Here is a 22,135-nt window from a genome sequence, read left to right as displayed (position 1 = left end):
TCATGATTCGTCGTCATGATGGCGAACCCCCACCGCCGAAGCGGAGCCAGAGGCGTTTCTTGCGGCCGAAGTGGAGCCCGAGGAATTTCTGGGCGCCTTGCAACGATTGCTGCGGCCTCTGTGATCACTGTGTTCTCCCTGACCGCATGTGGCGGCGGCGAGAGCAGCGGCGGTAGCGATCGGCCGAGCATCGGCGACATCGAGGGACAGATCACCCAGAGCAGCGGCGACCAGGTGAGCGAGAAGCAGGCCACGTGCCTGGCGAAGACCTACTACGAGTCGGACCTCTCCGACGAGGCGGTACGCCTTCTGGTCGAGGCCGAGGACGTCTCCACGATCAGCCCGGAGGATCTCTCGAAGGCGGACCAGAAGGCCAGCAAGGAGCTCTACGAGCCGCTGGTGAAGTGCCTGTCGCCGGCTGAGTAGTCGCCGTTCGGCGCCGGTCGTAGCCAGGTGTTGGCCACCCGGGCGAGGTCCTCGCGACCGGAGACCCCGGTCTTGCGGCTGATGTTGTGCAGGTGGGTCTCCACGGTGCGGGTGCTCATCTCGAGGTCCGCGGCCAGCGAGGCGGTGGTGGGGCCCTCGGGCAGCAGCCGGAGCACCTCGCTCTCCCGCCCGGAGAGCCCGATATGGGTTGCCGCGCGACGGAACATTCCGGCTCGGCTGCCGGAGATCTCGGAGCGCTCCCACGCGATGTCGAGCGTCTCGGCGGCGCCGGCCAGGTCGCCGGCCTCACGCTGCAGGATCGCCAGGGAGATCGCGGCCCTGGTCACGAACACGAGGGCGCCGGCATCGGCGAGCTTCACGATCGCCTCGCGGAGGCCGTCGATGTCGCCGGCCGCGGTGGTCGCGGCGTACGCCCCCATGCCCTGCAGCAGCGGGCTCTCGGTGCCGGCCGCGAGGCCGGCGGCCCGGGTGATGTGCTTGTTCTCGTTGGCGCCGCGCTCGACCGCCTCCACGGCGAGGAAGATGCCACCGGTGATGTAGCCGGCGTCGAGTCGCTGGCCGACGAGCTCGCACAGCTCCTTGAGGCTCGGCATCCGGCCGCTGGCAGGCGCCATGATGCTGGCCACCATCCCGGGCCAGGGACCGAAGGCGACCTTCGCGCCGCCGATCTGGGAGGCGAGGCTGCGGGCGTACTCCGGGCGGCCCTGCGCCATCGCGATCTCGGCGCCGAGGGTCAGGATGCCGGTGTGGGCGACGTCGCGGTAGGCGGCGACGCTCGAGGAGGAGAGGCTCTGGAACGCGGCCTGGCTCGCCTCGGTCAGTCGGCCAGCGATGCTCAGACCGAGTACGCAGAGGTAGGCGTGCGCCTGGATGAGCATGGCGCTCGAGCTCTGGTTGGCGGCCTCGAGCTGATCGCGGGCGAAGTCGATGCCGCGCTCCAGGTCGCCGCCGAGCATGTCGGCGAGGCCGATGAGGAAGGCATGCAGCCCTGCGGGCTGCGGGTTCTGTGGGCGCTGGGTCTCCAGCAGGTTGCGCGCCTGCTCGACCATCCCGGCGGCGAGGAGGCGCTCGGCGGCGACGACGCCGAGCATCTCCGGGCCGACCGTGTCGCGCGGGTCGGGCTCGACCGTGGGTACCTCGGGGACGTACTCCGTCTGGAACTGCAGATGGGCGCGGGAGGCCTCGAGCGTCGCGGCGAAGGTGGGCAGCCGCTTCAGCCCGTCGTCGAGCACCGCCTTGGCGGCGTTCAGGTCTCCCAGCTCGACCGCCTTCCAGGTGGCGAACCAGGCCAGCATCCAGGCCGACTCCTGGGTGTCGGTCAGCTGCGTGCGCCGCTCGACCTCCTCGATCTGGTCCCTGGGCGCGGCCGTGTTGCGGAGCGCGACCAGCAGCGGCAGCGCCGTCTCCGCCGAGGGCGTCTCGGTCCAGGACCGGCGCGCGCGGGTCACCTCGTCGGCCATCTGGCGCAGCGAGCGCTGGTGGAGGACGGCGGCGTCGGCGCCTCGAGGCCGGTGGGTGGCGTAGTCGAGGAGCGGTTGCTCGGCGGCGAGGTGGTTGCGGGCGATCACCAGCCCGAACGCCGAGCCCTCGGTGATCAGGTAGTCGCCGATGAGCGGCGGGTAGAGGCCCACGACCCCGCTGCCCGGGCCGTCCTCGCTGTGTCGCGCCAGGCCGTGGGCGAAGAGCGAGTCGAGCACGTTGCGCTCGAGCAGCTTCTCCGCCTCGTCCAGCGGCACCGGCCCGGTCACCGCGAGCGCGGTGGCGCCGTCCCAGGCGTCCTGGTCGAGCCCGGCGACGAGCGGCTCGACGGCCGAGGCCAGCTCCGGAGCCCAGCCCGTACGCCGCGGCAGCCGCCACAGCCCGTCGAGCTGCTCCAGCACCCCTGCCCGCGGCCCGACCGTGGCGATGGCCCGGACCAGGCCGAGTAGGCCGCCGGTCGCCATCGCGATCCGGGCCAGGGACCCAGCCTCCACCGGGCCGCCGAGGATCTCCCGGCACACTTCGTGCACCTCGTCGACCTCGAGCGCGGGGGAGCGCACCTGGACCGACGGGGCGACGCCGAGCATCAGCGTGTTCTCGGCGACGGGGTGCTGATGGCGGCTGCTGGTCACGGCCAGGAGTCGTCGCTGGCGGTGGATGTTGCGCAGGGCGCCGACCGAGTAGGTGTCGAGCGCGTCGGCGTCATCGACCACCAGCACAGTGCCGTTGCCGAGTTGTTTGCTCAGCGCCGTGGTCATCTCGCCGACGGTGCGGCGGGGGCCGGTGGGGGTCGCGCTGCCGATGCCGGCTGCGGTCAGCGCGGCGAACGGCTCGTTCTGCCAGGCGCGGTGGCCGCTGATCTGGAGCACGGACCGGCCCTCGTCCTCGAGGCGGTTGGCGACCAGGGAGCAGAGCTCGCTGCGACCGGATCCGCGGGGTCCGACCAGATGGACGCTCAGGCCCGCACCGACGTAGTCGATGACCTCGTCGACGACCCGCGCGAGGACACCTTCGCGATCCGACATGCTCACCCCCCAACCTCAAGGTACATCCAAATGCATACCCGATTTTCTGTGGAGGCGCTGTATCGCCCGCGTATTAGGTCAACTGATACGCAGGTTACCTGTTTACAGTACGTAAACAGTCCGCCCGAGACCGCAACGTCTGGCCCCGGATGATGAGATAGTGATCTCACGGGCTGAGGTTCACCTAGGCCTGTGCACCACTGAGTGACACCAGGTCGCCGCAACAGCTCCCCCATCTGCTTGCGGTCCTGGTGACACGAAGACCTAGAGAGCCCGGCCGTCCCGGACTCGAGGTCGCGATCATCCCCCCGCGGTCGTGACCTCGAGCCCAGGGCGGCCGGGTTTCTTCGTGTCCGCTACCGGCCGAGGTGCGGTGGCTCACAAGAAACGAACCCCCGTCGGAGGGGGTGCTGAGGTGCATGAGACAGCAGTGACATAGTGACTGACGTGGACAGCGTCCTGGAGTTAGCCAGGTGGCAGTTCGGCATCGTGACCGTCTACCACTTCCTGTTCGTCCCGCTCACGGTGGGACTCACCATGCTCGTCGCCGTGCTGGAGACGATCTGGCTGCGTACGAAGAACCCTGAGTGGCTTCGGCTGACGAAGTTCTTCGCGAAGCTCTTCCTGATCAACTTCGCGCTCGGTGTGGTCACCGGGATCGTGCAGGAGTTCCAGTTCGGGATGACCTGGTCGGACTACTCCCGCTTCGTCGGGGACGTCTTCGGGGCTCCGCTGGCGATCGAGGCGCTGCTCGCCTTCTTCTTGGAGTCGACCTTCCTCGGCCTGTGGATCTTCGGCTGGGACAAGCTGCCGCGGGCGCTGCACAACGCGTGCATGTGGATCGTGCACCTTGGCACCCTGGCGTCGTCGTGGTTCATCCTGGCGGCCAACTCCTGGATGCAGCACCCGGTCGGCTACAAGTTCAACGAGGTCACCGGCCGCGCCGAGCTCACCGACTTCTGGGCGGTGATGTTCAACAAGGTGCAGCTGGGCACGTTCCCGCACGTCATCCTCGCGGCGTACCTGACCTCGGCCGCCTTCATGCTCGGCATCCTGGGCTGGCTCTACCTGCGCCGCCCGGGACGCGACGGGTCTGAGCGGCCGATGTACCGGCGCGGGATGGTGCTGGCGGCCTGGATCATGGTCTTCTCCGGCATCGGTGTGGCGGTCTCGGGTGACATCCAGGGCAAGATCATGACCGAGGTGCAGCCGATGAAGATGGCGGCCGCGGAGGCGCTGTGGGAGACCTCCGACTCGTGCGCGCCGTTCTCGGTGCTCACCATCGGCACCCGCGACGGGAAGCACGAGAAGTGGGCGCTCGAGGTGCCCTGCGTGCTCTCCTTCCTCGGCACCGGCACCTTCGACGGCAAGGTCGAGGGCATCTACGACCTGCAGGAGAAGTACCGCGAGAAGTACGGGTCGACCCCGGGCGCGACCTACTACTCGCCCGGCGACTACACCCCCAACATCCCGGTCACCTACTGGACCTTCCGCTGGATGATGGGCCTCGGCGTCGTCGGCAGTCTCGTCGGGCTGGCGGTCCTGTGGCTGACCCGCCGGGGACGTACGCCTTCGGGGCTGGTCGGACGGGTGCTGCCCGCGCTGGCGATCTCGGCGCCGGTGATGGTGCTGCTGGGCAACTCGATGGGCTGGATCTTCACCGAGATGGGGCGTCAGCCCTGGGTGGTCTTCGGCGTCCTGACCACCGCCAACGGCGTCTCGCCGGGCGTCGAGCCGTGGGAGGTGTGGATGTCCTTGATCGGGTTCACGCTGCTCTACGCCGTGCTCGCGGTCGTCGAGGTCGGGCTGCTCGTCAAGTATGTGAAGAAGGGTCCGGACCCGTTCGTCGAGCCACCCGACCCCTCCCTGCGCGGCTCCGACTCGGATGCCGACGAGCCGATGAACTTCGCGTACTGAGGAGCGACTGATGGAACTCACGACTGTCTGGTTCTGCCTCATCGCGGTGATGTGGATCGGCTACTTCGTCCTGGAGGGCTTCGACTTCGGCGTCGGGATGCTGCTCCCCGTGCTGGCTCGCGACGACCGCGAGCGGCGCGTCATGATCAACACGATCGGGCCGGTCTGGGACGGCAACGAGGTCTGGCTGATCACAGCGGGCGCGGCAACGTTCGCGGCGTTCCCGGAGTGGTACGCCACCCTGTTCTCCGGCTTCTACCTGCCGCTGTTCGTGATCCTGATCGCCCTGATCGTGCGTGGCGTCGCCTTCGAGTATCGCCACCAGCGACCCTCGGTCACCTGGGCCGGCTGGTGGGACCGTGCGGTGATCTTCGGCTCCTATGTCCCGGCGTTCCTGTGGGGCGTGGCCTTCGCCAATATCGTGCGCGGGGTGCCGATCGACGCCGACTTCGAGTTCACGGGGACGGTGCTGACGCTGCTCAACCCCTACGGGCTGTTGGGTGGGCTGGTGACCTTGTCGCTCTTCGTGACCCACGGGGCGATGTTCATCGCGCTCAAGACCGACGGCGAGATCCGCGGCCGGGCTCGTGCGCTGGCGCTCAAGGTCGGGGTCGTCGCGGCCGTGCTGGCCGTCGTGTTCCTGGTCTGGACCCAGGTGCTGACCGGCAACCTCGGCACCGCTGTCCTCTTCGTCGTGGCGGCGCTCGCGCTCGTGGGTGGGCTGGCGGCCGCGTACGTCGGTCGCGAGGGGTACGCCTTCGCGGGCACCTTCCTCGCGATCGGGCTGGCCGTGGCGGGGCTCTTCGTGGGGCTCTTCCCCGACGTGATGCCCTCGTCCACCGACGTCGCGAACTCGCTGACCACGACGAACGCGGCGGCGACGCCCTACACGCTGAAGCTGATGACCATCACCGCGGCCGTGTTCGCGCCGCTCGTGCTGGCCTACCAGGCCTGGACGTACTGGATCTTCCGCAAGCGCATCTCGATCCATCACATCCCCGCCGCTCATTGACATGCGCCCGAACGACCCACGACTGCGCGCCCAGCTGTCGGTAGCCCGCCGGCCGCTGGCCGTGGTCGTGGCCGCCGGGGTGCTGGGGGCGGTGCTGCTGATCGTCCAGACGTACGCCGTCACCGGACTGCTCATCTCAGCGATCCGCGGCACGGGGTCGGTGAGCGGCTGGGCCCTGGTGGTCGTGGCCGTCTTCGCCGGGCGGGCCGTCGTCGGGGTCGTCTCCGACGTGGCCGGTGCCCGGGCGGCCGGTGACGTCGGGGCGGACCTGCGGCGCCGGGTGGTCGGGGCGATCCTGCGTGGCCGGTCGGGGAGCTCGGGCTCGCTCTCGGCGCTGGCCACGCGCGGGGTCTCCGCGGCCGAGCCGTATCTGACGCGCTACGTGCCGGCGCTGGTGCTGGCGTGCGTGCTGCCCGTCATGGTGCTCGCGGTGATCGCGTGGACCGACCCGCTCAGCGGTCTCATCGTGGGGCTCACGTTGCCGCTGATCCCGATCTTCGGGGTGCTGGTCGGGCTGGCCACGCGTGACCAGGCGGCCAGCCAGTGGCGGGCGATGTCGGCCCTGGCCGGTCACTTCCTCGACGTGATGAAGGGCCTGCCGACGCTCGTCGCCTTCGGGCGGGCGCCGGCGCAGTCCCGGGTCATCGCCACGATCACCGACCGCTACCGCCGCCGCACCCTCGAGACCCTGAAGATCGCGTTCGCCTCCTCGGCCGTGCTCGAGCTCGTCGCCACCATCTCCGTCGCCCTGGTGGCGGTGATCATCGGCGTCCGGCTCGCCGCCGGCTCGGTCGACCTGCAGACGGCTCTCGTGGTCCTGCTGCTGGCCCCCGAGGCCTACTGGCCGCTGCGGCGCATGGGTTCGGAGTTCCACGCCGCCGCCGAGGGTACGGCCACCCTCGAGGCCACCGCCGGTATGAGTCGGTTGAGCCCGGCGAGCGCCAGCGAGCCGGTGTCGAAACCAACACGGTCCGCGGCGCTCCGTCTGGTCGACGTCTCGGTCACCTATCGCGACCGCGAGCGGCCCGCGCTGGCGCCGATCTCGGCGACGGTCCCCGATCGAGGGATCACCGCGATCGTCGGCCCGAGCGGTTGCGGGAAGTCCACGTTGCTGGCGACGATCGCGGGCCTCCACGAGACGTACGCCGGCACCGTCGAGCTCGACGGAGCGACCCCGGCCGCGGGCGACGAGTGGCGGCGACGGTTCGCCTATCTGCCCCAGCGTCCGGTGTTCGTCAGCGGGACCATCGCCGACAACCTCCGGCTGGGGTCGCCGGAGGCGAGCGAGAGCGACCTGTGGCACGTACTCAAGCGGGTCGCCCTGGCCGACCGGATCGCCGAGCTCCCCGGCGGTCTCGGTGCCGACCTGGCCGAGGACGGCCGCTCCCTCTCGGCCGGCGAGCGAGCCCGGCTGGCGCTGGCCCGCGTCGTACTCTCCGATCGTTCCTGGGTCCTCCTCGACGAGCCGACCGCACACCTCGACCCCGACACCGAGCGGATCATCGCCGAGACCGTCGCCGACCTCGCCCGCGACCGAGCCGTCGTCCTCGTGGCCCATCGCCCGGCCCTCATCGACATCGCCGACCAGGTCATCACCCTCTCCGCCGAGGCGTCACTCGCGCTGGCCGAGGCGTCGCCCGCGCTGGCCGAGGCGTCGCGTACGTCGGCCGAGAGGGCAACCGCTGACGCTTCGGCCGACGCGCCTGACGCTTCGAGCGACGTACGTGACGCCTCGGCCGACGTACGTGACGCCTCGGCGCGGAGGGCGCTGTGGGGGTCGGCGGTGGTCGGTGGGCTGAGCTGGGCGTCTGGGGTGGCGCTGACGGCGCTGGCGGGATGGCTGATCATCAAGGCCTCCTACCACCCGGTGATCATGACGCTGGTCGCCGCGATGGTGGGGGTGCGTACGTTCGGGATCGCGCGGCCGGTGCTGCGTTACCTGGAACGGTTGTGGTCGCACGACAGCGCGCTGCGGCTGCTGGCCAGGCGACGGGTGGAGATCTACGACGCGCTGGTGCCGTTGGTGCCCGGCGCGCTCCCCGGTCGCCGGGGAGACGTCCTGGCCAGCGTCGTCGACGACGTCGACGCGGTGCTCGACGAAGAGCTGCGAGTGCGGCTGCCGATCCGGGAGTACGCCGTCGTGGCGGCCCTCGCGGTCTTGGCGACCCTGCTCATCGACCCGGTCGCCGCGGCCTTCACGACGGCCACGGTGCTGGCGGCGGGCGCCGCCTTCGGGATCGCGTACGCAGGCGCGGCACGCGCCGAGCACATCTCGGTCACGGTGCGGGCACAGGTGTCCGAGCAGGTGGTCGAGGCGACCCAGACGGCGACCGAGCGCCGGATGTGGCAGGCCGGTGAGCCCGTGCTGAAGACCCTCGACGACCTGGCCGGCACCGCCACCCGGGCGACCATGACAGCCGCGTCGGCCTCCTCGCTGGCCAAGGCCGTCGTGCTCGTCGCCGCCGGCGGGGCGGTCGCCGCGACCGCTGCCTACGCGACCGTCGGCGACGGCCCGATGCTCGCGCTGCTCACCCTGGTCCCGCTGGCGCTCGCCGAGCCCGCGGCGACCCTCGCCGACGCCGGCGCGGCCCGGGCCCGCACCCGTGCCGCGCAGCGCCGTCTCGACGACCTCACCAGCCGCCCGCCGGCGGTCCAGGCCCCGGAGCACCCCGAGCAGCCCGCCGACGACACCACGATCACGGTCACCGACGTCACCGTCCACCCCGGCGGCGGCCTGGCCGTCGAGATCCCCGACCTGCACGTCGAGCCGGGCGCGCGGATCGGCATCGTCGGTCCCTCCGGCTCCGGGAAGAGCACCCTGGCCGCGCTGCTGCTGCGCTTCCTCGACCCGGACACCGGCACGATCACGCTCGGCGGCCGGTCGACCCGCGACCTGGCCCCACAGGACGTACGGAAGATCGTCGGTCTCGTCGACGACGACCCGCACGTGTTCGCCTCCAGCCTCGTCGAGAACGTGCGCCTGGCCCGGCCCGAGGCCACCGACGACGAGGTCGAGCAGGCGATCCGGCGCGCCCATCTCGGAGACTGGCTCGATGCCCTTCCCGCCGGACTGGGGACCAGGCTCGGCGACGGCGCCGCCGAGGTCTCCGGAGGTGAACGAGCAAGGCTCGCGGTGGCGAGGTCCCTGCTGGCAGGGCACAAGGTCCTGGTTCTGGATGAACCTTTGGCTCATCTGGACACCGCGACCGCCGCGTCGCTGGCGCGTGAGGTGCTCGCGCGGGAGGATGGCGCGACAGCTGGCGCAGAGCCAGGCGCAGAGCCTGGTCCGCATGGCGGCACGAAAGCCGTAGTGTGGATGACTCACACATCGACCGGACTGGGGCTGACCGATACCGTGGTCTCCCTTCAACGAATGGGGGAAGTGAGACGGTGTTGACCGAGACAAGGACGATCCGGGTCTACCTGCTCGACGACCACGAGGTCGTGCGCCAAGGGTTGACGACGCTGCTCGACAGTCATGACGACATCGCGGTCGTCGGCCAGGGCGGCACCACCGCCCAGGCACGCGAGGACATCGACCGTCTCCGGCCGGACGTATGCGTCCTGGACGCTCGCCTGCCCGACGGCTCGGGGATCGAGGTGTGCCGTGAGGTCCGTGCGGCCTACCCCGAGATGCTCGCGCTCATCCTGACCTCCTATGACGACGACGAGGCGCTCTTCTCGGCGATCATGGCCGGGGCCAAGGGGTACGTCCTCAAGGACATCCGCGGCAACGACCTGGTCGAGGCGATCCGCACCGTCTCCGGCGGCGGCTCGCTGCTCGACCCGCTGATGACCGCGAAGGTCATGGAGAAGATGCGCAACCCCGATGGTGAGTCGCCGCAGATGCAGGCGCTCACGCCCCAGGAGAAGCGCCTGCTCGCGCTCATCGGCGAGGGCCTGACCAACCGGGAGATCGCCGGGCGGATGTTCCTGGCCGAGAAGACGGTCAAGAACTACGTCTCCAGCATCCTGGCCAAGCTCGGTGTGCAGCGGCGCACGCAGGCGGCGCTGATGGCCAAGGAGCTCCTCCACCCCCGCAAGGGCAACTGAGGCTCAGACCCCAGCGGTGATCGGCACCTGCCAGATCAGCTCGGTGCCGCTGGGGGAGCGCGGGCCGATCTCGAGCTGACCGCCGAGCTGGACCGCGCGGACGCGGGCGTTCTTCAGCCCGCTCTCCTCGGCCTCGTCGGGGACGCCGCTGCCGTCGTCGCGTACGACCAGCCTGATCTCGTCGTCCTCAAGGGTGAGCTCGATCTGGGCGCTGTGGGCCTGGGCGTGCCGGGCGAGGTTGGAGACCGCCTCGCGCAGCACCGGGAGCAGGTGGTTGCGGACCGCCTCGGGCACGGCGGTGTCGACCGGCCCGGTGATCTTGATCTCCGGGGTGAAGTCCATGACGCCCGCGTACTCGCGGATGACGTCGCGCACCTGGGCCCGCAGCGAGGAGGCGTCGTGGTTGCTGAGGTCGAAGATGGAGCCGCGTACGTCCTTGATGGTCTGGTCCAGCGCGTCGACCTGCTCCGAGAGCCGCTTGGGCAGGTCCTCGACCCGCTGCGGGTTGCGGCCCAGGGTCTCGAGCTGGAGCCCGATCGCGAAGAGGCGCTGGATGACCACGTCGTGCAGGTCGCGGGCGATCCGGTCGCGGTCGGTGATGACGGCGAGGTCGGCCCGGTCCTCGACCGCACGGAGGCGGTCCAGGGCGAGAGCGGCCTGGCCGGCGAAGCCGAAGAAGAGCTCGCGCTCGTGCTCGTCGTGAGCGGCACAGGCCTTGTCGTAGATCGCCAGCAGGGCGCCGCGGCCCGCCAGCGAGGAGCGCACCGGAGCGACCACGACATGGAGCCCGTCGACCTCGAGGTCGAGCGGCTCGACGATGCGTCGGTCGATCAGCAGCGGGACCTTCTCGGTCACCGCCCGGACCCGCTCCTCCTGACCGGGTGCGGCAGCGACACCGGAGACGAGACCGTGCTCGATGCGGGTGCCGGCGCCGACCCCGATCGCGCGCATCAGCGGAAGCGCGGTCTCGCACATCCGCTCGAGCGCGACCAGGTGGTCCAGCGGCGGGGTCAGGGCACGGCTGAGCTCGGCGCTCGCCTCGAGCCACTTGCGGCGCTGCTCGCTGAGCTCGAGCTCGCGCACCCTGTCGATCTGGGCGCCGGCGGCGCGGGCGAGGGCGACGACGAGCTGCTCGTCGTGGCTGGTGAAGTCGGCACCGCCGACCTTCTCGGACAGCAGCAGGTGGCCGAAGTCGTGCTTGTCGATGCGCAGCGGCACCTCGATGAACCTGCGCTTGCCGGGGTCGCCCGTACGCAGCGCGTGGTTGCCGCCGCCCTCAGAGGTGCGGGGTGTGACCAGCAGGAGAGGCTCGGGAGCGGTGGCTCCCCGGGGCCGGGTCGTCGATTCCGGCTCGCCGTCGTCCTCGACGTCGACGTCGACGCGAGCCCGGCGGCCCCGGGTCCTGCCCACGACCTGCAGCGTCGGCTCCTGCTGATTGCCGTAGGTGATCAGGTTCTGCAGCTCACCGTCGAGGCCGAGGACGCCGAGGGCGCCGTAGCTCGCTCCGGTCAGCTCGCAGGCGGAGCGGGTGATTCTCTCGAGCATGGCGTTCAGGTCGAGCTCGCCCGACATCGCGATGACCGCGTCCAAGAGCGAGCGCGCCGATGGCTCGAGACCGGTCAGGTCCTCGGTCGCGTCAGTGGTCACTTGTCAGAGTCTGTCGTGCCGGACCCGGTCGCGTCCACATATCGGCAACAGTTTCTCCACTGTCTGCCTCAAACTCACCCGAATGCTTGCGTTTGCTCATTGATCCGCGACGTCGCCGTCGACGTAGAGCCACCGCCCGGCACGCACCTCGAACCGGCTGTGCTCGGCGAGCACCCCGTCACCCGACGGTGCCTGGTAGGACGCCCGGAACGCCACCCAGCCGTGGGTGTCGTCGTCGAGCCCGGAGCCCTCGATCTCCAGCCCCGTCCAGGTCAGCCGCGCGTCGGGTGCGGCCACGCCCAGGTCATCGGGGCGGGTCCCCGGATGCCAGGTGCGGAAGATGTAGTCCCAGTCCCCGAGGGCGTACGCCGCATAGCGGCTGCGCATCAGCTCCTCCGGCGTCTCGGCCAGGGCGCCGCCGCGGTGCAGCCGGTGGCAGCACAGCGCATAGCGTCGGCCGCTGCCGCACGGGCACTCCTGGGGCAGGGGCGAACCGTTGGCGGTGCTGCCGAAGGGGGACATGCGCCCATTGTGTACCGGAAAGGGCGCATTCTCGTCGTGGGCCCGGAGCGCCCCGACTATGGTGTGGGGGTGGCTCTCAGGCGCATACGGCTCGGGACGGCGGGGGTGCTTCGGTGACGGATGTGAGCATCTGTCTGCTGGGCCCGCTCATCGTCACGCGCGCAGGCGAGCCCGTAGAGGTCCCGGGACGACGCCCGCGCACGCTCCTGGCGCTGCTGGCTCTGGAGGCCGGCACCCCGGTCTCCGCCGACCTGCTCGCCGACCGGATCTGGGGCGAGGAGCTCCCCGACAACCCGCGTGGCAGCCTGCACACCTACATCGGGCGGCTGCGTCGTGTGCTCGGCAAGGAGGTCGTACGCCGCGCCGCCGGCGGTTACATCCTCGACCTGCCCCGTTCCTCGGTGGATGCGCTCGCCTTCATCGACCTGCTCGACGCGGCCGAGGGCCTCGAAGCCTATGACCGGCTCGAGGAGGCCATCGAGCTGTGGCGCGCCGAGCCGTTCGACGAACCCGCCGGTGAGTCGCTGGCCGAGCGCACCCGTCCGTGGCTGGTCGACCGCTACCTCGCGGCGCTGGAACACCGTGCCGAGCTCGACATCGCCGCCGGGCGGGCCGTGAAGGCGGTCGCCGAGATCCGCCGGGTGGTCGGCGATCATCCGCTGCGCGAGTCCCTGTGGGTCGTGATGCTGGACGCACTCGACGCCGCGGGGCGTACGGCCGAGGCGCTGGAGGCCTATGAGGAGGTCCGGGCTCGGCTGGCCGACGAGCTCGGCGCCGACCCCGGCGCGGAGCTGCGCTCCACGTTCACCCGGCTGCTGGCCGGCTCCTCGCCGGCCCCGGACGTCGAGGCCTCCCAGGGTCAGGCGACCGTGCCCGCGCAGCGCGTCTCGGAGGAGGACACGGTCCCGAGGCAGCTCCCGGCCGACATCCCCAGCTTCTCCGGTCGCGAGGCCGAGCTCCGGCTGCTCGACGCGGTGACGATCTTCCATGACGCCGGCTGGCCGAGCGTGGTCGCCGTGCACGGCATCGGTGCGGTGGGCAAGACCGCGTTCGCGGTGCACTGGGCTCGTGCCCGCACCGAGCACTTCCCTGACGGTCAGCTCTTCATCGACCTGCGCGGATTCGGGCCGGGCGAGCCGCTCTCGCACGCCCAGGCGCTCACCACCCTGCTCATCGGGCTCGGCGTCGACGCCGCCTCGGTGCCGTCCGAGGTGGACGCGGCATCGGCCCTGCTGCGTACGACCCTCGCGCAGCGGCGCATGCTGCTCATGCTCGACAACGCTCGCGACTCCACCCAGGTGCGACCGCTGCTGCCGGGTGGTGACTCGCTGGTGCTGGTGACCAGCCGGAGCCAGCTGCGTGGCCTGGCGACCAGGGAGGGCGCCCGCCGGCTCGCGCTGGACACGCTCGCCCCGGCGGAGTCGGCGGCCTTCCTGAGGCAACGGCTCATCGACCGGGCAGCCGACGACGCGGACGTACGTGCCCTGGCGGAGAGGTGTGGGCACCTGCCGCTGGCTCTTGCCGTCGCGGCCGAGCGCTGCAGCCGCTACCCCGATCTCCCGCTGACCGACCTGGTCGCCGAGCTCGACGGCGAGACCAGCCGGCTGGCGGCGCTGGAGGCACCGCTCGACCCCATCTCCGACCTGCGCGCGGTCTTCTCCTGGTCCTACGACTCCCTCGACGAGGAGTCGCGGCGTGCCTTCCGCCTCCTGGGTCTTCGCCCGGGTCACGAGATCGGGATGCCCGCGATGGGGGCGCTCTTCGCCGTCGACATCGCCGCCGCCCGCCGTCTGGTCGACAAGCTGGTCGACGCCAACCTCGTCCGCGAGCACCGCCCCGGACGCTTCGTGCTCCACGACCTGATCCGCGACTACGCCCTGGAGATGGGCTCCGAGGAGGAGTCCGGCGAGGCGCTGCTGCGGTTGGTGAGCTGGTACACCCACTCCCTGGTCGCTGCCTCCGAGGCCGACGGCCGGTCCTTCCGGCTGATGAGCCTCGACCCCGTCGTCGACGGGGTGACGCCATTGAGCTTCGCCACCTCGCAGCAGGCCCGCGCCTGGGGCGACCGGGAGTGGCTGACCATGGGTAGCGCCGTACGTCTCGCTGTGCGCGCGGGGCTACTGGGTCCCGCGTACCAGCTGGTCAACAAGATGTTCAGTCTCTCGATGCGGCACCCGCCCGCCGAGACCGTCCCCCTTCAGGAGCTCGGCCTCGACGCCGCCCTGCGCGCCGGTCAGAAGGTCGACGCTGCCTACATCCGCAACCAGTTCGGGATCAGCCGGGCGCGGGTCGGTGACCTGACCCGGGCGATCTCGGAGTTCCGTGGCGCCGCCGAGGTGTTCCGTGAGGCCAAGATCGCGGCCGGTCTGGAGATGGCGCTGTCCAACTGCGGCCAGGCGCTGAGCATGATCGGCTCCCTCGACGAGGCCGTCGCGGTCCTCGAGGAGGCGTACGCCGTCGCGGACGTGGCCGGGATGGACGACCGTGCCCGCGGCAGCCTGATCGGGCTGGCCGAGGTCTATGTCCGGATGGAGCGTTACGAGGACGCCGTGCGGCTGGTCGAGGACGAGATCGGCCAGGATCCCGTCGACGTCGACTCCTCCGCCTCGCCGCGGATGACCCTGGTCGACGCCCTGATCGGCCTGCGGCGCTACGCCGAGGCCGAGACCCATCTGCGGCTGGAGCTGACCCATCGCCTCGAGGAGCGCAACCGGTGGGGTGAGGCCAACGTCCTCGTACGCCGTGCCGTGATCGAGCGCGAGACCGACCGCGTCGCGCAGGCCCGGGCGACGCTCCACGAGGTCGTCGCGATCCTGGACGAGGTGGGGGAGCTGGACCGCACCGCGCTGACCCGGGAGCGCGTCGAGGATCTCCTCGCCAGCGTCGGGTCCTCCGCATCCGCGGATCGGGATGTCGACGCCGAGGCCGCCCAGGGGTTGAGCAGCGGCGTAGCGTTGCGTCCGTGACTGCCGCACCCACGATCAGCACCCTCGGCCAGCTGCGCGCCAGCGGCCACGTGTTCAAGTCGCTCCGCGAGGAGATCCGGGACAACCTGCTGGCGAAGCTGGCCGCCGGAGAGGACCCCTGGCCCGGACTGCACGGGTTGGAGGAGACCGTCATCCCGCAGCTCGAGCGCGCCCTGATCGCCGGCCACGACGTCGTCCTGCTGGGCGAGCGTGGTCAGGGAAAGACCAGGCTGCTGCGTACGTTGGTGGGACTGCTCGACGAATGGACCCCGGTCATCGAGGGATCCGAGCTCGGCGAGCACCCCTATGAGCCCGTCAGCGTGGGGTCCCAGCGGTTGGCCGCGACCGCCGGAGAGGCGTTGCCGATCGCGTGGAAGCACCGCTCCGAGCGCTACTCGGAGAAGCTGGCCACCCCGGACACCTCGGTCGCCGACCTGATCGGCGACGTCGACCCGATGAAGGTCGCCGAGGGACGCTCGCTCGGCGACCCGGAGACGATCCACTTCGGCCTCATCCCGCGCTCCCACCGTGGCATCGTCGCGATCAACGAGCTGCCCGACCTCGCCGAGCGGATCCAGGTCGCGATGCTCAACGTGATGGAGGAGCGCGACATCCAGATCCGCGGCTACGTGCTGCGGCTGCCGCTCGACCTGCTCGTGGTCGCCTCCGCGAACCCGGAGGACTACACCAACCGCGGCCGGATCATCACGCCGCTCAAGGACCGCTTCGGCGCCGAGATCCGCACCCACTACCCGCGCGAGCTCGCCGCGGAGATGGCGGTCATCCGGCAGGAGGCCGCCCTGGTCGCCGACGTACCCGACCACCTGCTCGAGATCCTCGCCGTCTTCACCCGCCACCTGCGGGCATCCTCCGCTGTCGATCAGCGTTCCGGGGTCTCGGCACGCTTCTCGATCGCCGGCGCGGAGACGGTTGCGGCCGCCGCGCTGCACCGCGCCACCGTGGCGGGGGAGCCCGATGCAGTCGCTCGTCTCGTCGACCTGGAGACGGCCGTCGAGGTCCTCTCCGGCAAGATCGAGTTCGAGTCCGGGGAGGAGGGCCGCGAGTCCGAGATCCTCACCCACCTGCTGCGAACGGCCATCGCCGAGACCGTCCGCAAGTCCTTCCGCGGCCTCGATTTCGCGCTCCTCATCGACGCCATCGAGGACGGCCGGATGGTCACCACCGGCACCAAGATCTCCGCCCGCTCCTTCCTGGAGGGCCTGCCGGTCCTGGGCGAGTCCGACCTCTACGACCAGATCGGCGACCGCGTCTACGAGGCCACCGGCGGCCCCAAGAACGACGGCCAGCTCGCCAGCGCCATCGAGCTCGCCCTGGAGGGCCTGTTCCTAGCGAGAAAGATCGGCAAGGACACGGCCGACGGAGAGACGATCTATGGCTGAGCTGGGAGGCGTCAGCCGGGTGTAACACGTCGTTCGTAGGACTACTCGCCCTATGGGAACGACCGGATAGACCTACGAACAGCGTGTTACACGCCTAGAGGAGCCACGATGAGCCGCTACAAGAAGTACGCCGGGGGTGACCCGCTCGCCCCGCCGGTGGACATCGCCGAGGCGCTGGACGCGATCGGCGAGGACGTGATGTCGGGCTACTCGCCCGAGCGGGCGATGCGGGAGTTCCTGCGGCGTGGGGGACAGGACCAGCGCGGGCTCGACGACCTGGCCCGGCAGGTCGCGGAGCGGCGTCGCGAGCTGCTACAGCGGCACAACCTCGACGGCACCCTCGAGCAGGTGCGTGAGCTGCTGGACAAGGCGGTCCTGGAGGAGCGCAAGCAGCTGGCCCGCGACGTCACCATGGACGACGGCGACCGGGCGTTCCGGGAGATGCAGATCGACAACCTCTCGCCGAACACCGCCGCCGCGGTCAGCGAGCTCGCCTCCTACGACTGGACCTCACGCGAGGCCCGCGAGGCCTACGAGGAGATCAAGGACCTGCTCGGCCGAGAGCTCCTCGACCAGCGGTTCAAGGGCATGAAGCAGGCCCTCGAAGGGGCCACCGACGAGGACCGCGAGGCGATCGCGCAGATGCTGCGCGATCTCAACGAGCTCCTCGACAAGCACAACCGCGGGCAGGACACCCCCGAGGACTTCGACGAGTTCATGGCCAAGCACGGCCAGTACTTCCCCGAGAACCCGCAGAACATCGGCGAGCTGCTCGACACCCTCGCGCAGCGCTCGGCGGCCGCCCAGCGGATGCTCAACTCGATGTCGGCCGAGCAGCGACGCGAGCTGATGGAGCTCTCCCAGCAGGCCTTCGGGTCGCCGGCGCTGATGGAGCAGATGGCACAGCTCGACGCCAACCTGCAGGCAGCACGGCCCGGCGAGGACTGGTACGGCTCCGAGGAGTTCGGCGGCGGCGAGGGCCTGGGCCTCGGTGACGGCACCGGCGTGCTGCAGGACATCGCCGAGCTCGACCAGCTCTCCGAGCAGCTCCAGCAGTCCTACGCCGGCTCGCGACTCGACGACATCGACCTCGACGCCCTCTCCCGTCAGCTCGGAGACCAGGCCGCGGTCGACGCGCGCACCCTGCAGGAGCTCGAGCAGGCGCTGCGTGACTCCGGCCAGCTCGAGCGGGGCTCGGACGGCGACCTCCGGCTGACCCCCAAGGCGATGCGGCAGCTCGGCAAGGCCCTGCTCCGCGACGTCGCCCAGCGGCTCTCCGGGCGGCAGGGCGAACGCGACCTGCAGCGCGCCGGCGCGGCGGGCGACCTCTCCGGCTCCTCACGGCCCTGGGCCTTCGGTGACACCGAACCCTGGGACGTACCTCGCACGATCACGAACGCCGTCATCCGCGAGGTCGGGGAGGGCCGGCGTGGACCCGGCGTCCGGCTGAGCGTCGACGACATCGAGGTCCAGGAGACCGAGGCGCGTACGCAGGCAGCGGTCGCGCTCTTGGTCGACACCAGCTTCTCGATGGCCATGGACGGCCGGTGGGTGCCGATGAAGCGCACCGCGCTGGCCCTGCACACCCTGATCAAGAGCCGTTTCCGCAACGACGACTTGCAACTGATCTCGTTCGGTCGCTATGCCCAGACGATGGAGATCGAGAAGCTGACCGCCCTCGACGCGATCTGGGACAAGGGCACCAACCTGCACCACGCGCTGCTGCTGGCCAACCGGCACTTCCGCAAGCACCCCGGCGCCCAGCCGGTGCTCCTGATCGTGACCGACGGCGAGCCCACCGCCCACCTGGAGCCGGGCGGTGACGTCTGGTTCTCCTACCCGCCGCATCCGGTGACGATCGCGCGGTCCGTCGAGGAGCTGGAGAACTCCCGTCGCCTCGGCGCCCAGACGACCTTCTTCCGCCTCGGTGAGGATCCCGGTCTCGCCCGCTTCATCGACTCCATGGCCCGCCGCGTCGAGGGCCGCGTCGTCGCGCCCGAGCTGGACGACCTCGGCGCCGCCGTCGTCGGCTCCTATCTCGGCGACAGGACTGCGCGGCGTACGTCGAACACCTACGGCGGCTATCCGGACGCGTTCGGTGGCCGGGGTTGGTGGGCCGGCTGAACGTTCACCGAGTTAACTCGGTGAGCATCCGGCCGCGTAGCCTGCGCTCGTGACCGAGGAGACGCTGAACGTACTTGCCCTTCTCGCTCTCGCGGCCCTGGCCGCCGGGTACGTGGACGCGGTGGTCGGTGGCGGTGGCCTGATCCAGCTCCCGGCGCTGATGCTGTTCCTGCCCGGTGCGGCCCCGGTGCAGATCCTGGCGACCAACAAGCTGGCCTCGGTCTTCGGCACCTCCGTCAGCGCCGCGACCTACTACCGGCGCGTGAGGCCCGATCCGAAGACCTTCGTCCCGCTCATGATCCTCGCTTTCATCGGCTCGGCCCTGGGTGCGGGGGTCGCTTCGTACCTTCCTGAGGAGGTCTTCGAGCCGATCGTCCTGGTCGCGCTCATCCTGGTCGGCGCGTGGGTGGTCTTCAAGCCGCAGCTCGGCGCGGCGACCAAGCTGAAGTTCCAGGGCCACCAGCACGTGATCGGCGCGATGGTCGTCGGGTTCGCGGTCGGCTTCTACGACGGTGCCCTCGGCCCCGGGACCGGCAGCTTCCTGGTGATCGGGCTCGTCGGTCTCCTGGGCTACTCCTTCCTGGAGGCGAGCGCGAAGGCGAAGATGGCCAACGTCGCCACCAACCTCGCCGCCCTGATGGTCTTCATCCCGCAGGGCGCCGTGCTGTGGAAGACCGGTCTGGTGATGGGTGTGTGCAACCTGATCGGCGGTTACCTCGGGGCGCGGACAGCGGTGGCGAAGGGCGCCGGGTTCGTACGCGTCTTCTTCATCGTCGTGGTCGCCGCGTTCATCATCCGCATCGGCGGCAGCGTGCTCGGACTGTGGTGACAGGGGCTATCGGGTGACCGACTATCTGACCATCGCCCGCGACGGTGCGGCCGAGATCGAGGAGAAGCGCTCCCGGTTCCTGTGCACGCTCGCCCGGGTCGAGGACGAGACCGACGCGCGGGCGGTGGTCGAGCGGCTGCGCAAGCAGCACTGGGACGCCAGGCATACCTGCTCCGCCTTCAGGATCGGCCCACCGCCCCAGCCCGTCGAACGCTCCAACGACGACGGTGAGCCGGCCGGCACCGCGGGCGCCCCGATGCTCGAGGTGCTCCGCGGCGCCGGAGTCTCGGACACGGTCGCCGTGGTGACCCGCTGGTTCGGCGGGAAGCTGTTGGGTGCCGGAGGACTGGTGAGGGCCTACTCGGACGCCGCCCGGACCGCGTTGGCGGAGGTCGGGACGGTGAGGCGAGAGCTCGTCCGGGAGTATTCGATCGAGGTTCCGTACGACGTCTCCGGCCGCCTCGAGACCGACCTTCGATCCTCCGGGGTGGCCGTCCTCGACATCACCTACGGGGCCGCCGTGACCCTGCGGATCGGGGCCCCGCCGACCGGGGAGAAACGCCTCGAAGCGCTCCTCGCCGAACTCACCGCAGGGGCGTCTGTGCTGGTCCCGGGCACGGACCAGTGGGTCGACCGTCCCTGACGTTTGGGACAATGGGTGGGTGAGCGACCATAGCGAGACGCCCGTGGAACTCCCTGATGGATGGACGACGAAGGTTCCAGACCTCGACGATCTGCCCGCACTTCTGAGGCTCCGAGCAGCCGACAAGACACCCTTCGAGGGGTCCGGAAAGGTCGACGCCGACGCCATCACCGGCGAGGTCGCCGGGCCCGCTTCCTGGACCCGCCAGCAGGTCGTCGCGGTCGACCCCGGCGGCGACATCCGCGCCTGGGCCATCGCCCACGACCGCGCCGCCGGCCGCACCCTCGTCTACCTCTATGTCGACCGCACCATCGCCCAGGCCGCCGAGGTCGCGGCCGGGCTCTACTCCTGGCTCGAGGACCAGGCCCGATCGATGGCCGTTTTGCGCGGCATCACCGAGTCCCACCTCGACGCCAGCCCGTTCGCCGACGACACCGTGCAGCGCGAATGGCTGGCCGCGGCGGAGTTCACCAACAAACGCACCTGGCTCCATATGAGCCGGCCCGTGCATCCCGACGAGGAGGTCCCGGCGCTGCGCGCAGGAGTCACCATCCGGCCGGTCGAGACCCACGAGAACGGGATGCCCGTCGCGTCCGACCTGCAGACGGTCCACCAGACGCTGGAGGAGTCCTTCCAGGACCACTTCAACTCCTACCGGGAGAGCTTCCCGGAATTCGTGCAGCGTCTCCGCGAGGATCCTGGCCATCGCTGGAACCACTGGTGGCTGGCCTATGTGGACGATCCTGAGGACCCGGACACCGTCCTGCCTGCCGGCTCGCTGGTCGCCTCGGTGCTGCCCGCCAACGCGGCCGGGGTCGAGGGGACGTACGTCGAGTACATCGGGGTCAACCGCAACGCCCGCGGCCGCGGGGTGGCGAAGGGGCTGCTCCACGCCGTCATCGGCGACGCCATCGAGCGCGGCCGTGACCGGGTCTCGCTCGAGGTCGACGCCGACAGCCCCACCGGGGCCGACGGGCTCTACAAGTCGATGGGCTGGGTGACCGACTACGTCACCGAGTCCTGGCACAAGGACGTCACCGTCTAGCTGTTCTGACGATCTGGCGCGACGTCGGGGAGCTTGAGGTCGAGGGTCGGCGCTTCGGTGCCGCCGTCGACCTCGAGCATCTTCCCGGTGACGAACTGCCCGGCCCGGGAGGTCAGATAGACGACCGCGGCGGCGATGTCCTCTGCCTCCCCGATGCGTCCGAGCGGGGTCTTCGACTCGATCTCGCCGCGCATGGTGTCGTCGCCCGCCACGAACTCGAGGGCGCTCGTACGCACCGAGCCGACGAAGATCCCGTTCACCCTGATCCGCGGCGCCAGGTCGGTCGCGGCCAGCCGTGTCCAGTGCGCCAGCGCCGCCTTCGCGGTCCCGTAGGCGAGATAGCCCCTGCCCACGGTACGTCCCATCATCGAGCTGATCGACACCACCGACTGCTGCCCGTCCGGGCTCTTCACCATGTAGGGAACAGCCGCCCGGGTCAGCGCGTGCGCCGTGGTCACGTTGAAGTGGAAGGCGTCTTCGAGGTAACCCTCGTCGGTGTCGAGGAACGTGTTCGGGATCGTCCCGCCCACGTTGTTGACCACGATGTCGAGCCGCCCGAACTCCTCGTACGCCTGCTCGGCCAACGCCGCCGTCGCCGCCGTGTCGGCCAGGTCCGCCGGCACCACCAGTGCCCGCCGCCCCGCGGCCTCCACCTTCTCGGCGACCCCGCGCAGCTGTTTCTCGGTCCGCGACGCGATCACCACGTCCGCTCCCGCCTCGGCCAGCGCCACCGCGGTCGCCGCCCCGATCCCGCGCCCCGCCCCCGTCACGACCGCAACGTGGTCGGTCAGTCTGAATCGTTCGAGAATGCTCATCTGCTTCCTCCATGTTGAAGCGTCAGGTACGTCGGCCGAGACGTCAGGTACGTCGGCCGAGACGTCAGGTACGTCGGCCGAGACGTCAGGTACGTCGGCCGAGACGTCAGGTACGTCGGCCGAGACGTCGCTTGCGTCGTACGAGACGTCAGCCGCGTCGGCCGAAGCGTCGCTCCGGTCGGTCGAAGAGTCGTTTGCGCTGGCCGAATTG

The 22,135-nt window shown here is 70.4% G+C and carries 15 protein-coding genes; 11 read left to right on the top strand and 4 right to left on the bottom strand.

Features of this window, described 5'->3' with window-relative positions; all coding sequences use genetic code 11:
- Positions 1-120: 120 nt before the first annotated feature.
- A complete protein-coding gene (locus tag ACIRON_RS07435; RefSeq protein WP_402990977.1) occupies positions 121-426 on the top strand; it encodes a hypothetical protein in 306 nt (101 codons plus the stop codon).
- Here ACIRON_RS07435 and ACIRON_RS07430 read toward each other — a convergent pair.
- Entirely contained in the window at positions 387-2,951 is a 2,565-nt protein-coding gene (locus ACIRON_RS07430; protein ID WP_402990974.1) for a LuxR C-terminal-related transcriptional regulator, read from the bottom strand. The two genes, ACIRON_RS07435 and ACIRON_RS07430, sit on opposite strands and share 40 nt — an antisense overlap.
- Before the next feature lie 447 nt (positions 2,952-3,398).
- On the opposite strand from ACIRON_RS07430, the gene ACIRON_RS07425 reads away from it, so the two are divergent.
- Genes ACIRON_RS07425 through ACIRON_RS07410 form a run of 4 tightly spaced genes read left to right on the top strand, consistent with a single transcriptional unit; the run spans position 3,399 to position 9,933 of the window.
- Positions 3,399-4,868 (top strand): cytochrome ubiquinol oxidase subunit I, encoded by a 1,470-nt coding sequence (locus ACIRON_RS07425; protein ID WP_402990971.1) that lies wholly within the window; start codon positions 3,399-3,401, stop codon positions 4,866-4,868.
- A gap of 10 nt (positions 4,869-4,878) precedes the next feature.
- Positions 4,879-5,880, top strand: coding sequence for a cytochrome d ubiquinol oxidase subunit II (gene cydB / locus ACIRON_RS07420; protein WP_402990968.1), 1,002 nt, complete (start codon positions 4,879-4,881; stop codon positions 5,878-5,880).
- Position 5,881: 1 nt separating this feature from the next.
- Positions 5,882-9,277 (top strand): thiol reductant ABC exporter subunit CydD, encoded by a 3,396-nt coding sequence (cydD, locus tag ACIRON_RS07415; protein ID WP_402990965.1) that lies wholly within the window; start codon positions 5,882-5,884, stop codon positions 9,275-9,277.
- Positions 9,271-9,933, top strand: coding sequence for a response regulator transcription factor (locus ACIRON_RS07410; protein WP_091050516.1), 663 nt, complete (start codon positions 9,271-9,273; stop codon positions 9,931-9,933). The genes cydD and ACIRON_RS07410 overlap by 7 nt, the downstream gene beginning before the upstream one ends.
- Positions 9,934-9,936: 3 nt before the next feature.
- On the opposite strand, the gene ACIRON_RS07405 is transcribed toward ACIRON_RS07410, so the two are convergent.
- Together ACIRON_RS07405 and ACIRON_RS07400 are read right to left on the bottom strand one after the other, a co-directional pair.
- Positions 9,937-11,580 carry a sensor histidine kinase gene (locus ACIRON_RS07405; protein ID WP_402990961.1) on the bottom strand — a complete coding sequence of 548 codons (1,644 nt, stop codon included), beginning with the start codon at positions 11,578-11,580 and terminating at the stop codon, positions 9,937-9,939.
- 96 nt (positions 11,581-11,676) lie between these two features.
- The gene (locus tag ACIRON_RS07400) at positions 11,677-12,102 is read right to left on the bottom strand and encodes a YchJ family protein (protein WP_402990958.1); all 426 of its coding nucleotides are present in this window, start codon (positions 12,100-12,102) and stop codon (positions 11,677-11,679) included.
- Between the two features lie 113 nt (positions 12,103-12,215).
- Here ACIRON_RS07400 and ACIRON_RS07395 point away from each other — a divergent pair, with 113 nt between their 5' ends.
- The 6 genes from ACIRON_RS07395 (at position 12,216) to ACIRON_RS07370 (ending at position 21,109) form a co-directional block, all read left to right on the top strand.
- The gene (locus tag ACIRON_RS07395) at positions 12,216-15,068 is read left to right on the top strand and encodes a BTAD domain-containing putative transcriptional regulator (RefSeq protein ID WP_402990955.1); all 2,853 of its coding nucleotides are present in this window, start codon (positions 12,216-12,218) and stop codon (positions 15,066-15,068) included.
- Positions 15,065-16,468 (top strand): magnesium chelatase, encoded by a 1,404-nt coding sequence (locus tag ACIRON_RS07390; protein ID WP_402990952.1) that lies wholly within the window; start codon positions 15,065-15,067, stop codon positions 16,466-16,468. The genes ACIRON_RS07395 and ACIRON_RS07390 overlap by 4 nt, the downstream gene beginning before the upstream one ends.
- A gap of 108 nt (positions 16,469-16,576) precedes the next feature.
- Positions 16,577-18,592: a hypothetical protein gene (locus ACIRON_RS07385; protein WP_402990949.1), complete on the top strand. Its 2,016-nt coding sequence runs from the start codon at positions 16,577-16,579 to the stop codon at positions 18,590-18,592.
- A gap of 49 nt (positions 18,593-18,641) precedes the next feature.
- Complete coding sequence (locus ACIRON_RS07380) at positions 18,642-19,421, top strand: sulfite exporter TauE/SafE family protein (protein ID WP_402990947.1); 780 nt, start codon at positions 18,642-18,644, stop codon at positions 19,419-19,421.
- Between the two features lie 13 nt (positions 19,422-19,434).
- On the top strand, positions 19,435-20,064 hold the full coding sequence (locus ACIRON_RS07375) for a YigZ family protein (protein WP_402990944.1): 630 nt from the start codon (positions 19,435-19,437) through the stop codon (positions 20,062-20,064).
- 43 nt (positions 20,065-20,107) lie between these two features.
- Entirely contained in the window at positions 20,108-21,109 is a 1,002-nt protein-coding gene (locus ACIRON_RS07370) for a GNAT family N-acetyltransferase (RefSeq protein ID WP_402990941.1), read from the top strand.
- Here ACIRON_RS07370 and ACIRON_RS07365 read toward each other — a convergent pair.
- Positions 21,106-21,924, bottom strand: coding sequence for an SDR family oxidoreductase (locus ACIRON_RS07365; protein WP_402990938.1), 819 nt, complete (start codon positions 21,922-21,924; stop codon positions 21,106-21,108). The genes ACIRON_RS07370 and ACIRON_RS07365 overlap by 4 nt on opposite strands.
- Positions 21,925-22,135: the final 211 nt, after the last annotated feature.

It is taken from the genome of Nocardioides sp. NPDC101246 (assembly GCF_044767415.1).
In the GTDB taxonomy this organism is placed as follows: Bacteria; Actinomycetota; Actinomycetes; order Propionibacteriales; family Nocardioidaceae; genus Nocardioides.
Note: the sequence above shows the minus strand (reverse complement) of the source record. Positions and strands in the feature narration are given on the sequence as shown.